General features: G+C 44.8%; 12 protein-coding genes. 11 read left to right on the forward strand and 1 reads right to left on the reverse strand.

All coding sequences use genetic code 11. The annotated features are described in order from the left end of the window. Positions 1–17: 17 nt before the first annotated feature. From mtnP to ACIZ62_RS02460, 6 genes are all read left to right on the forward strand, one after another. A complete protein-coding gene (gene mtnP / locus ACIZ62_RS02435; protein ID WP_111888115.1) occupies positions 18–773 on the forward strand; it encodes an S-methyl-5'-thioadenosine phosphorylase in 756 nt (251 codons plus the stop codon). Positions 774–775: 2 nt separating this feature from the next. After that, positions 776–1,810 (forward strand): S-methyl-5-thioribose-1-phosphate isomerase, encoded by a 1,035-nt coding sequence (gene mtnA, locus ACIZ62_RS02440; RefSeq protein ID WP_111888114.1) that lies wholly within the window; start codon positions 776–778, stop codon positions 1,808–1,810. A gap of 139 nt (positions 1,811–1,949) precedes the next feature. After that, positions 1,950–2,687, forward strand: coding sequence for a glycosyltransferase (locus ACIZ62_RS02445; RefSeq protein ID WP_111888113.1), 738 nt, complete (start codon positions 1,950–1,952; stop codon positions 2,685–2,687). Between the two features lie 51 nt (positions 2,688–2,738). Continuing rightward, positions 2,739–3,851, forward strand: coding sequence for a DegT/DnrJ/EryC1/StrS family aminotransferase (locus ACIZ62_RS02450; RefSeq protein ID WP_111888112.1), 1,113 nt, complete (start codon positions 2,739–2,741; stop codon positions 3,849–3,851). Between the two features lies 1 nt (position 3,852). Continuing rightward, positions 3,853–5,007 (forward strand): FAD-dependent oxidoreductase, encoded by a 1,155-nt coding sequence (locus ACIZ62_RS02455; protein WP_111888111.1) that lies wholly within the window; start codon positions 3,853–3,855, stop codon positions 5,005–5,007. Further along, complete coding sequence (locus ACIZ62_RS02460; RefSeq protein ID WP_111888110.1) at positions 5,000–5,986, forward strand: glycosyltransferase; 987 nt, start codon at positions 5,000–5,002, stop codon at positions 5,984–5,986. Before ACIZ62_RS02455 ends, ACIZ62_RS02460 begins: the two co-directional genes overlap by 8 nt. A 9-nt stretch (positions 5,987–5,995) precedes the next feature. On the opposite strand, the gene ACIZ62_RS02465 is transcribed toward ACIZ62_RS02460, so the two are convergent. Continuing rightward, positions 5,996–6,736: a hypothetical protein gene (locus ACIZ62_RS02465; RefSeq protein ID WP_414151157.1), complete on the reverse strand. Its 741-nt coding sequence runs from the start codon at positions 6,734–6,736 to the stop codon at positions 5,996–5,998. Positions 6,737–7,015: 279 nt separating this feature from the next. On the opposite strand from ACIZ62_RS02465, the gene ACIZ62_RS02470 reads away from it, so the two are divergent. The 5 genes from ACIZ62_RS02470 (at position 7,016) to ACIZ62_RS02490 (ending at position 12,258) form a co-directional block, all read left to right on the forward strand. Continuing rightward, entirely contained in the window at positions 7,016–7,789 is a 774-nt protein-coding gene (locus ACIZ62_RS02470; protein ID WP_414151158.1) for a sugar phosphate isomerase/epimerase family protein, read from the forward strand. A gap of 446 nt (positions 7,790–8,235) precedes the next feature. After that, positions 8,236–9,192, forward strand: a complete 957-nt coding sequence (locus ACIZ62_RS02475; RefSeq protein WP_414151159.1) for a response regulator — start codon at positions 8,236–8,238, stop codon at positions 9,190–9,192. Between the two features lie 18 nt (positions 9,193–9,210). Then, positions 9,211–10,041, forward strand: a complete 831-nt coding sequence (locus ACIZ62_RS02480; RefSeq protein ID WP_414151160.1) for a methionine adenosyltransferase domain-containing protein — start codon at positions 9,211–9,213, stop codon at positions 10,039–10,041. A gap of 189 nt (positions 10,042–10,230) precedes the next feature. Next, complete coding sequence (locus tag ACIZ62_RS02485; protein WP_414151161.1) at positions 10,231–11,112, forward strand: leucine-rich repeat domain-containing protein; 882 nt, start codon at positions 10,231–10,233, stop codon at positions 11,110–11,112. A gap of 453 nt (positions 11,113–11,565) precedes the next feature. Continuing rightward, a complete protein-coding gene (locus tag ACIZ62_RS02490) occupies positions 11,566–12,258 on the forward strand; it encodes a CpXC domain-containing protein (RefSeq protein ID WP_414151162.1) in 693 nt (230 codons plus the stop codon). The last annotated feature ends 203 nt before the right edge of the window (positions 12,259–12,461 follow it).

A 12,461-nucleotide genomic window follows, 5' to 3' on the forward strand; every position in this document is an offset into this window, starting at 1 on the left:
TTAGAAGGAGAGAAATCATGTATTATTCAGCAGATATTGGCGTTATTGGTGGTTCAGGTCTCTATGAATTAAGTGCAGACGTGAAGAAAATTGAAGTGGATACCCCTTATGGTAAACCTTCGGATGACATCAGCCTGGTCAAGGTAGGCGAAAAAACGGTGGCATTTTTGCCACGACATGGAAAAGAACATACCTTGAACCCTTCAGAAATTAATTACCGGGCCAATATATACGCCTTAAAAAGCCTGGGTGTAAAAGCGATTATTTCACCTTGTTGTGTGGGCAGTCTTAAATTTGAGATCAAACCCGGCGATTTTGTGGTAACCGATCAGTTTATCAATATGACCTCCGGCCGTAAAGATACTTTCTTTGAAAAACCAAAGGTCAACCATATCAGCTCGGCTCATCCCTATGACCAGAAGCTCAGAGTGCTGGCCATGGAAGCGGCGAAAGAGTGTGGAATTACCGCCCATTTTGGTGGTACCGTGGTGATTATTAACGGGCCTCGCTTTTCAACCGTGGCCGAAAGCCGGATGTTTGCGATGATGGGTGCCGATGTCGTTAATATGACCCAGTATCCCGAAGGCTATCTTTGTATGGAACAGGAAATACCGGTGGTGAACATTGCCCTGGTGACAGATTATGATGCCGGACTGGAAGATCATCCGGAGATTAAACCGGTAACTAACGAGGATGTCATCCGGGTTTTAAATGAAAATACCGAAAAAGTAAAAGCGCTGATCTTTAAGCTCATCGACAAGTTAGAGGTGTAGGCTTGAAACCCGTTTATTTAGAAGATGGGGAGCTTAAGCTGATTGACCAGACCAAGCTTCCCACCGAGTTTATTGTCCATTCTTATACCGATTATCGGAAAATTGCCAAAGCCATTGTCGATATGATCGTTCGAGGCGCACCGGCCATCGGGGTAACCGCTGGCTACGGTGTTTATTTTGGTGCTTTGGAATATGAAAATGAACCAAAAGACGTTTTTTATGATAAAATGAAAGAAGTTTGCGTATTACTGGCGTCCACCCGCCCCACCGCCGTAAATTTATTCTGGGCCATTAAGCGGATGGAAGATGTGATGGTGGCCAATGCCGATAAAGAACCGGTAGAGCTGGTTGCGATATTAAAAAATGAAGCCCAAGCTATCTGTGCTGAAGACATTCAGATGTGTCGTGACATGGGCAGGCATGGCGCCGAGTTGATCCATCAAAATGATACCATCCTGACCCACTGTAATGCCGGCGCTTTGGCGACGGCTGATTACGGGACAGCCCTGGGTGTGATTCGGGCAGCCCATGAAGCGGGTAAAAACATTTCCGTCTACGCCGACGAAACCCGACCTTTTCTACAGGGTGCCCGGTTGACGGCTTATGAGCTTCACGCTGACGGCATTCCGGTAACCCTGATTACGGATAACATGGCCGGTTGGATGATGAAGCAGGGCAAAATTGACGGTGTTATTGTGGGAGCAGATCGGATTGCTTCTAATGGTGATGTGGCCAATAAGATCGGCACCTATTCGGTTGCGGTATTGGCTAAGGCCCATGGCATCCCGATGTATGTAGCAGCGCCCACCTCGACCATTGATTTTGCCATGAAATCAGGAGATGAGATCGTCATTGAGCAGCGGGATTGCCGGGAGATCAGCCATATTGGCGGGGTTCAAGTGGCACCGGATGGGGTGACCATGGAAAATCCGGCCTTTGATGTCACTCCGCACCAGAATGTCACCGCGATCATCACTGAAAAAGGGGTGGTTTACCCGCCCTATGATATCAATATTCCCAAACTAAAAGAATCGTGAATGAATAATATATAAGTAAAATTAGCATTAAGTAGGGGCGATTATTAATGACCAGGGGGTCAGACTGCACAAGTTCAATTTGCAAAATTCTTTAATCCAATGTATATAGCAATAAAACAATAAAGCTAAAGGATGAATCATGAAAGTAAATATATTATTTCCCGTTCTCGATGAAGAGCGGCGACTGGAAAAGGGAATTTTAAAAACCCTGGTTTTTCTCAAAAAAAACAAGCCTTTTGATTATCAACTAACCATCATTGATAATGGCTCCACCGACGCCACCGAGGCCATCAGCCGACGATTGTGTCAAACGTACAAAGAGGTCCATTATCTAAAAACACCCGAGCGGGGGGTTGGGGTTGCCCTGCGAACCGGAGCGGCGGATAACAGCTGTGATATTATCGGCTATATGGACATTGATCTTTCCACCAAAATTGTGCATCTCGAGGATGTCAAAGAAATTTTTAAAAACCAGCCTGAGGTGCAGATCATTAAAGGCTCCCGGCTGATGCAAGCTTCCATGGTGGTTGGTCGTAAACCATCCCGCGAATTTACCTCCCGGGGACTAAATGGACTCTTGCATGTGGTTTTTAGAAATAAGTTCACCGATGCTCTCTGCGGCTTTGATTTTTACCGGAAAGAGACCTTTGACGACTTGATTGCCGCTTCCAGCCAGGACAATGGCTGGTTTTATTGCGTTGAGCTGTTGCTGCGAGCCGAGCGTCAGGGCATCGAAGTCCACGATATTCCGGTGATTTGGGAAGATGATTATGATACTAAGGTAAAGGTTATTAAAACTGTGGTATCCTATCTCAAGCGGATCAAATTTTTAAAGTCAGAATTTATTAAAGAAGATCGTCAGAAAAAATTGAATTAAAAAAATTTCAATTAAAATCGCGAGACAAATCCTGACAACGGAGGAGGCAAGATGAAGGTACCAGCAAATAATTTACTACGGCATTTTGAAGAACACCAGCAGGAATACGAAAATAAAGCGTTGGAAATTCTAAGAAGCGGCAACTATATTCTCGGGAATGAAGTAGAACGCTTTGAAAAAGATTTTGCAAACTATATCGGCACCCATTACTGCGTTGGCCTGGGGAACTGTTTAGATGCCCTGTGGCTTTCTTTTCGTGTTTTGGGCATTGGCGCCGGAGACGAGGTCATCGTTCAGGCAAACACTTATATTGCCAGCGTGATGGGGATCACCATTAACGATGCCACCCCGGTTTTTGTCGAGCCGGACGCTTACCATAGTATCGATGCGGATAAAATTGAAGCAAAGATCACCAAAAAGACCAAGGCCATTCTGGTGGTACACCTTTACGGAACCAGCTGCGAAATGGATAAGATTGTGGCCATTGCCAGAAAACATAATCTCCGGCTGGTGGAAGATTGTGCCCAAAGCCATGGTGCTACCTATCAGGGTCAGGTTACCGGTTCGTTTGGCGATATTGGCTGTTTCAGCTTTTATCCATCAAAAAATCTTGGTGCTTTTGGTGACGGCGGTGCCATTACCACCAACAGCGCCGAGCTTAATCAGGCATTTCGGATGTATCGCTTTTACGGTAGCGAAAAGCGCTATTATAATAAGGTCGTCGGCACCAATTCCCGCTTGGATGAGCTCCAGGCCGGGCTGCTTAACATTAAGCTTCGCTATCTGGATCAACTCAATGCTGACCGCAACCGCGTTTGCATGACCTATCTTAACAAAATTAGCAATCCGGTGATCCATTTGCCCAAACTGCGGGACCATTCAACCACGGTATGGCATCAGTTTGTTATTACCACCGCCTATCGGGACGAATTGAAAAATTATCTGGAAGCTGCGGGCATCGGCAGCATCATTCATTATCCCATTCCGCCACATCTGTCGGAAGCCTATGCTTATCTAAACATAGGAAGAGGCAGTCTGCCGATTACTGAAAAACTGGCGGATCAGGTTTTATCCCTGCCATTGTTTTATGGAATGACCGACGGAGAAATCGACACCGTTGTTGCTGCCATTAATGCCTTTGTACCAACGGCACTGGAGCAATAAGATGATCTTGAACAAAAACAATTCGAACAAAACCAGTTGGGACAAAATTATTATCGGCGCCGGTCTTTACGGCCTTTACGCTGCTAAGACCTGTGGCGAGCGGGGTGAGCGGGTATTGGTGCTGGAATGGGAAGAATCCCCTTTTCAGCGGGCTACCTTTATCAACCAGGCCCGCGTCCATATGGGGTATCACTATCCGCGGTCGTATGCTACGGCAATCAAATCGGCTCATTATTTTAATCGTTTTATCAAGGATTATGATTTCTGCATTCACAGTGAATTTGAGCAGGTTTATGCCACCAGCGGTAGTTTTAGCTGGACTAACCGGGAACAGTTTACCCAGTTTTGTCAAGCGGCGGAAATTCCCTGTGATGAGGTGATTCCCGAAAAATATTTTAAAAAAGGCCTTTGTGACGGGGCTTATCTGACCCGGGAGTACACCTACGACGCTGGGATTCTGGGACATTTTTTTGTCGATCAACTAAAAATGCGAAAAAATGTGGAAATAAAATATGGGGCCCGTATTGCGTCGATAAAAAAGCAGGGCGATACCTTTTTAATCACCTTAAAAACGGGAGAGCGATATGAGACCGGTTTTCTGCTAAATGCCACCTATGGTTCAACCAATCAGATTCTTTCTTTGGCAGGTTTTGAGCCGTTTAAAATTAAGTATGAGCTTTGCGAAATCATTCTCTGCCAGCCAGAAGAAAAGCTACCGGAGGTGGGGATTACGGTAATGGATGGGCCGTTCTTTTCGGTGATGCCCTTTGGCAAAACCGGGTATCATTCTCTGACTTCGGTGACCTTTACCCCCCATCTGTCATCCTTCGACAGCTTGCCAAAATTTAATTGTCAGGAAAAAAGTCGGGGTTATTGCAGCCCCGAACAACTGGGGAACTGCAATGATTGTATCGCCAAACCAAAATCCGCCTGGCCCTACATGTCCAATATGGCCAAGAAATATCTAAAGGAAGATTACGGCTTTAGCTATGTCGGATCGCTCTATTCCATGAAGCCCATTTTAAAGGCTTCCGAGGTGGACGACTCCCGACCCACGGTACTGCGAAAGGTCAGCGAGAAACCAACCTTTGTATCGGTGCTGTCCGGAAAAATCAATACCGTTTATGATTTGGATGAGGTGTTAAAAAATGACTGAAAAACGAGCAAGTAAATTTGAAATACAAGATAATGTGGAAATCCAGGACAAAGAAAAAAACTTTGTTTCGGCGGTGATTTATATCTATAATGATGAGGAGCGAATCCGGGATTTTCTGGGAGAAATTAATGCGGTTTTAAATGCCAATTTCTACAACTATCAGATTATCTGCGTCAATGACGCCTCGGATGATAACAGTCTGGCAGTCATCAGGGAGATGGGGAAAAGCATCGCCGGGACGGTCATCAACGTGGTCAATATGAGTTTTTACCAGGGTGTGGAGCTTTCGATGAATGCCGGAATTGATCTGTCCATCGGCGATTTTGTTTTTGAATTTGACAATATGGTGATGGATTATGATACCAACCTGATGATGGCGGTGTATAATCACAGCCTCACCGGTTTTGATATCGTCAATGCCGCTCCCAAAAAATGTGGACGCAGAACATCCCGGCTTTTTTACACCGTGTTTAACCGTTATTCCCACAGCCCCCATCCGCTGCGAACAGAAAACTTTCGGGTGCTGTCCAGACGGGCAATCAATCGGGTTCATTCGATGAGCAAGACGATCCCCTACCGCAAGGCGGTTTACGCCAACTGCGGCTTAAAGATTGATACCATTGAGTATGACAATGATTTATCCTGTGCCAAGGCCCAGAACAAAGAAACCCGTTACCAGCGAAAAGAGATGGCAGCGGATTCTCTGATTTTATTTACCAACGTGGCCTATAAGATGACCTTGTTGGCAGCGGTTTTTATGATGGTGGCTACCTTTGGCATCGGTATCTATACACTGGTCAGCTATGTTACTGAAGAAGTGGTTTCTGGTTATACCTCGATGATGCTCGTCATCGTCTTTGGATTCTTCGGCGTCTTTGTAATTTTAGCGGTAATTATCAAATATTTATCGATGCTGATGGAGCTGGTCTTCAGCAAACAAAAGTACACCATCGAGTCGGTCGAAACCATTAGTGAGTAAGGATTATAGTTACTTAATCTCCACCTCGGCGTCGGGATCAAAGGGGTTGGTACGCAGGGAAAAGGAGTACAGGAAAGGGTAGGACTTTCGCAGGTGGTTCATATAGATCAGCCATTCTAAAAGCAGCAGCTTTTGAGCCCGCTCAATATCCGTCATCAGGTGGGCGTGATCCTTTTCCTTAAGCTGGTTAAGATCCTTGCGGTTGGCCAATTCCTGCTCGGCATGGGTCAGAGACATAATCAGATCGGAAAAGGTTTCATGCTCAATCAGGATCGGGTTTTCTAACAGCGTTAGTAAAAGTTTCCGTTTAGAGGTGAGAAAGCGGCTGAGATTTGACAAACAGGGACCCTGGAAGTTTAAAGGGGCGTCCATTTTCTTAATCTGCTTAATGGCGTTTTTGTAATCCCGCGTATCCCATTGGGGTTTGATTAATAAAACGGCTTGCAAATCTTTTAAATGCGTATCTTCTTTACGGAAAAAGCCCATTAATTCAACACCGATCTCAGAAAAGAAGACGCTGACGACCATGTTCACCTTTTTGAGGCGTTCGTCTTTATCTTTGTCATGGATGATTTTGTGAAAAATAATTGAAACCAGTAACACATCCACCGGTAAAAAAGCGATGTCACCAAGAAGGTAAATAAAGATATGGTGAGGATCATTAAATATTAAGAAGTGCAAAAAATAAAGAATGACGGACAGGGTAACAAAGCTTAATGCCATAAGAATACCCTTGTAATGTTTTTTCATAGATTGTCTCCAGTTTTTAAATTTGTTAATTCTTATATCTTTATTATAGCGCAATTTAATAAAGATAACTAGGGCACTGTTAGTCAGCAAAATTAAAAATGTGTTACAGTAAGCAGATACTATATAAGTTAAATTAAATTTAATGTAAGGGCGATTATTAATGACCAAGGGGTCAGACCCTCGCCCGCACAATTACCAGTTTCATTGGCAAAATTCTTTAATCGAACATAGAACAGCGCCAAAGAATTCTAAAATGATCAGAGAGAAGGTAGGACACCGATGAATTATAGTATGTTTTCCTGGTTTGGTTACTTTATGCCTTTTGAAGAGCGGATTAAAATTATTGCCGGTGCCGGTTTTGATGAGGCGATGATTTCGTGGGAGGATGAGTTTGAGCCGTGGCCCCTGAAAAAAGAAGAATTCCCGGAAATTGTTAGAAAAAACGGCTTGGGTATTACCAATATTCATGCCCCCTTTATCGGCTATAGCGATATCTGGACGGCCTCCCGGACGGAGATAAAACCCAAGCTCACCGAGTTTATTGGATTTATTAAGGACTGTCAGGATTTTGAAATCCCGGCGATGGTGATGCACACCAATGATCTGGATGAATTTACACCGGATCTGGATAAGGGTTTGGCTTTTTTCTCCGAGCTGGCGGATGCCGCCGAGAAATATAACGTTGATCTGGCGGTGGAAAATGTCTCCCGGCAGCATCTGCTTGATTTTCTGCTGGAGCAGATTAATGCGCCCCGGTTTGGCATGTGCTATGACAGCTCCCACGATTTTCTGGAAGAACAGAATCGCGGCCGGATTTTAAAAAAACATAAGCATCGAATCAAGGCCTTGCATCTTTCTGATAATGATTTTAAGGAAGATCGCCACTGGATTCCCGGCGAAGGCAGCATTCCCCTAGATGAGGTGCTGGCCGAGATTTTAACCGTGCCAACCATTAACACCATCTCTTATGAGGTGCTGGCCAATGAAGTCTGGCGCGAAAAAGAGCCCCTGGATTTTGCCGTGGCGGTTAAGAAGAGTTTGGCAAAAAAATAAAATTGAAAGATAAAATTAAAAATTGTGTCATAAAGCCGGTAGTAAAACCGCTGCCGTGAATCAGAGCGATTCGCGGCAGCGGTTTTTTTTGTGGTCTTTTGATAGTAGCGTCTGTGCCGTGGCCGGAAGGCGCCGTACTATTTCAAATATGCTCCCGCTTGTACACACAAGTATCAAAAAACACAATAAAGCAAAAATCAGGAGGATCTTTTTATTACCATTGAAGACAACGGTAAAGGAAAAAGTGGGATAAGGATCCTGACCGAGTCGCATCCGGAAGAACTCTTTTCTGAAAACAATCTCATTCAGACCATCCGTGATATCTTAAAGCATCTGGTGGATACCTATGGCAGCGAGTATGCGGTGGTCATTGAAAATAAAAAAGGAAAAGGGACCTGCTGTCGGCTGACGTATCCCAAAGACCTTAGGGCGAAGGTGGGATAGTGATGCCAAAGGTACTTGTAGTCGACGACGAGCATTTAATGCGGGAAGCCTTGACCCGAATGATCAAAAAAATCGATGGGTTTGATGCGGTTTACACGGCAGATACCGGCAGACAAGCGGTGCAAATTTGCGAAACAGAAGCTATTGACATTGTTTTTATGGATATCATGATGCCGGAAATGAATGGCATTGAGGCCGGACGCCGGATTAAATCAATCGACAAAGACATCAGCCTCTATATGCTCACGGCCTATAACAAATGGGATTATTTACAGGGAGCCATGAAAATGAAAGCTGAGGACTATCTGTTAAAGCCGATTTCTCAGTCGAAAGTTAAAGAACTACTGACGCAGCAGTTAATAAAGACCGGAGCCACTCAGCAACCTGAATGCTGCATCAACGCACTACAAAATTATAAAAGCTACCGGGAAATGTATTATGGGGTGCCCGTTTTTGTGAAAAATCTGTCAAGTAGTAGCCAGGTGCTTTATCGGGAAATCATTGGCGAGCTGGTAAAAGCCAATGGCCTGTCTGAAGAAAGGATTTTACGACAAGCTAAAAAAAATTTTAGCCATAAAAAAGAATTTGAACACGTTCTGCTTCAAAGCATGGATCAGATTTACCGGGACTCAGCCACCACCAAACACCCCATTCTGATGGGAGTCTTTGACTATCTGGAAGTTCACCTTACCGAAAACATTGGGCTTAAAGAAATCACTCAGGACTGCAACGTGAGCCAGGGGTATCTTAGCCGGATCTTTAAAGTGGAGTTTGGCGTCAGCGTGATGGAGTACATTCATATGCGTAAAATGATGCTGGCCAAGTGGTATTTTCTGGACAATAGAGTGAGTCTGACCGATGTGGCCTACCGTCTGGGATACAACGAGTCCAGCTATTTCAGTAAGGTCTTTAAAAAATACGAACATGTTACGGTTTTAGAATATAAAAAAAGCTTATAGCATAAGGAGGCGAACTAATTGAATGAATACCTGGTCACATCCGAATCAGTGACTGAGGGCCATCCGGATAAACTCTGTGATCAAATCTCAGACGGCATCCTGGATCGGTATCTGGAACAGGACCCGGACGCCCGGGTGGCAGTGGAAACCATGGTATCTAAAAATACTATTATGATTGCCGGAGAAATATCGGCCCGGGTGGAACTGGATGTGGTCGAAATCGCAAGAGAGATCGTTCAGGGCATCGGCTATGATAATGAAATAAAAGGGCTGGATTTTAAAACCTGTCTGGTGCTGACTAATCTTAATCACCAATCGTCCGACATTGCCAGAGGGGTGGAACAGTTTATCACGCACGAACCGGCCCAGTGGGTACTTGCCGGCCGTTTTGTTATTGGCGGGCCACTGGGGGACACCGGCCCGACCGGCCGAAAAATAATGGTCGATACCTACGGCGGGGTGGGCAAGCACGGCGGCGGGGCCTTCTCAGGGAAAGATCCCACCAAGGTGGACCGCATTGGTGCCTATATGGCCCGGTACATGGCCAAAAATATTGTCGCTGCCGGTCTGGCTGACCGCTGTGAGGTGTCCCTGGCCTATGCCATCGGCCTGCCCGAGCCGGAAGCCATTGGCATTAACACCTTCGGTACTGAACACATCGACCGGGCCATTATTGAAAGTCGGGTCAGAGACCGTTTTTCCTTTTCGGTTAATAACATGATCAAAACCCTGAAGCTAAAGCGCCCGCAGTTTTTAAAAACTGCCGCCTATGGTCACTTTGGTAGAGAAGATGAGGGCTTTGCCTGGGAAGAACTGGATCGGGTAGAATGTTTGTTGGGGAATGAGTAAAGTAGCTTTTAATTTTAAAGAGTAACGGTGCAGGGTGGGTTTACTGGGCTGTTGCTTTTTTAGTCTATGGATTAACCGCAGGTAATCAATTTTCACCGTTGCCCAAAAATTTATGGCATCTTAAAAGCAGATCAGGTACAATAGAAATATTATAATCAGCCAAGAGATGAGACCGAAAGGAGTGATTAGTTGGAACGAACACCGGCAGCATATCCGCAGCAAACCCAAGTATGGCGGGCTGATCACGATGAGGTAAAACGTCAGACCTTTAGTGAACAGGATGTAAAAAAATTAAAGGGCAAAGAAATACGGGTGGGCGATGCCTATACCAGAATCGCTTATGGGGCATTTAAAAACATTACCAAGGTTAAGCGAATTGTTCTATCCGAAAACATTGCCTATATTGGTGATGAGGCGTTTCGGGGGTGTACGATGTTAAATACCATCAATTTACCTGCTAAGCTTAGGCGGATTGGCAAAGGTGCTTTTTATAATTGTTGTCGCCTAAAAACTATTATCATTCCGCCAACGGTTAAACGCATTGAACCTAAAACCTTTAAGCAATGTCGCGGGATGAAAGCCATCAGCCTTCATGATCAGATCGAAGCGATTGGCGACAGTGCCTTTCTGGAATGCGAGAGCCTGGAGGAAATAAGAATTCCTGAACAGTGCCGTGAAATCGGCTTTCGCAGCTTCTGCTATTGCGATAGTCTTAAAAGTGCTTGCTTTCCGGAGGGGCTACTGCGAATTGGTCGGGAAGCCTTTTATCGTAGTGGTTTAACGTCGCTTAAGCTAAATGAACAACTGGAAGTGCTGGAAGAAGGGGCCTTTTTGCGCTGTCTGGGATTGCGGGAAATCACAATCCCCAAAAGCGTCAAACAGATTGATAAATGGGCTTTTCATGGCTGTGACAATCTCCGCCGGGCGGTTTTTGAGGGTGATCCGGAGATACTGGGTAGTGGGATCTTTAATCGTCTGGATACAACGGTGGTGTGTAAAAAAGGCTCCTGGGTGGATCGCTATTGCCGGGAAAATGGGTTTACGGTGGAAAACCAAAGCGATGTAAGTTGAAGTAAAAATTGTAACGTCATGTCGATCCGTGATTGCCCGCGAACAGATCAATTGTCAGTTTGATTCAACCGAGACTACAAAAAAGAATTAAAAAAACGGTTGCAATTTTTAAAACCGAATGTTAGAATTGCCTTGTAACTTAAATGAGATTAAGATACGAGCAACAATAAACTAAATATTATGAGATGATAAAGTCGCCGAGTCATATCGGCTATGGTAAAAGCAGTGATGTTTTTACCGCGAGGAATCGGGTGAAATTCCCAAGCAGATGCGCTACCGTGATTGCCGCAAGGCATCAGTCGGGAACTCAAGCTTTATCGACAGATACGATTCAACGCAGAGTGGATCAGATCATAAAAGTTCTACAGCAACACTGGAACTTCTGTCTAAGGCCTTTTTTGGCTTTGATGGGAGTTCTTTTTTTGTATAAAAAACAGAAAATTGGAGGTTTCAATGGCGACCAGAAAAAAAATTGTAAAAACCTGTCCGTCCTGTGGCGCATTTTTTAATGCTGAAGCCTATGAGGTGATTAATGCTACTCTAGACACAGCATTAAGAGACGAGGTCATTTGGGGGAGGATTTTTGACTTTACCTGCCCATCCTGTACACATCACTTTAGAAGCCCTTATTCCATGGCCTATAAAGAAATGGAAAAGGAGTACATTATTTTTCTGGAGTTGGACGAGGACGCCAGAGATGAAGACGAACGGATCAGCAAAAGTCGCATAACTGGAGATCAGATTGCCGAGACTCGGGAGCTCTTCCCCACCTACCGCATTCGGGTGGTCCACGACATGATGGATCTGATTGAAAAGATTCACATTTTCAGCGCTGGCCTCAATGACAAGATCGTTACCTATCTGGGCTATAAGATCAAGGATGATGTCACTGTGAAAATGAAAAACGCTAAACCACCAATTCGGGTTTATAAAGCCCTGTTTGATTCCTTAAAAGGCAAAGCAGGAGAGCTTAACTTTGGGCTGCTCAGCAGCTCCCCCAAACCCATCTTTGTTACCACCCCGACCCGGGATTACGAGTATCTGCTTAAAAAAAGCCCGCTCCGCCAGCAGTTTGACGAAGCGGAAGGATTGTACCAAATTGATGAAGGCTGGGCCGCCGGGATTGATAAAGTGCTGATTGCTTGAACTAATTAAGAAACAAGGGTTGACTGTGTTGGCATAAAATCAAAAACAACTGATTGCATCAAATGTGACAGCACATTCAAATAAACAGGCAGAACGATCATTGAAAACTAAAAAAGTCGAAGGCTCTTAAAAAAGACGTTCCAGGTGGTTACACCTTGAGAATAAATGTGAAGCATTGGGTTTCATGGTTTGGTTAACAAACA

Source organism: Acetobacterium carbinolicum (genome assembly GCF_047456275.1).
GTDB classification, from domain to species: Bacteria; Bacillota; Clostridia; order Eubacteriales; family Eubacteriaceae; genus Acetobacterium; species Acetobacterium carbinolicum.

Excerpts from the sequence above, each read along its gene's own strand:
- mtnP (WP_111888115.1), top strand. The coding sequence starts at position 18 with ATGTATTATTCAGCAGATATTGGCGTTATTGGTGGTTCAGGTCTCTAT.
- ACIZ62_RS02445 (WP_111888113.1), top strand. The coding sequence starts at position 1,950 with ATGAAAGTAAATATATTATTTCCCGTTCTCGATGAAGAGCGGCGACTG.
- ACIZ62_RS02450 (WP_111888112.1), top strand. The coding sequence starts at position 2,739 with ATGAAGGTACCAGCAAATAATTTACTACGGCATTTTGAAGAACACCAG.
- ACIZ62_RS02455 (WP_111888111.1), top strand. The coding sequence starts at position 3,853 with ATGATCTTGAACAAAAACAATTCGAACAAAACCAGTTGGGACAAAATT.
- ACIZ62_RS02460 (WP_111888110.1), top strand. The coding sequence starts at position 5,000 with ATGACTGAAAAACGAGCAAGTAAATTTGAAATACAAGATAATGTGGAA.
- ACIZ62_RS02465 (WP_414151157.1), bottom strand. The coding sequence starts at position 6,736 with ATGAAAAAACATTACAAGGGTATTCTTATGGCATTAAGCTTTGTTACC.
- ACIZ62_RS02470 (WP_414151158.1), top strand. The coding sequence starts at position 7,016 with ATGAATTATAGTATGTTTTCCTGGTTTGGTTACTTTATGCCTTTTGAA.
- ACIZ62_RS02475 (WP_414151159.1), top strand. The coding sequence starts at position 8,236 with ATGCCAAAGGTACTTGTAGTCGACGACGAGCATTTAATGCGGGAAGCC.
- ACIZ62_RS02490 (WP_414151162.1), top strand. The coding sequence starts at position 11,566 with ATGGCGACCAGAAAAAAAATTGTAAAAACCTGTCCGTCCTGTGGCGCA.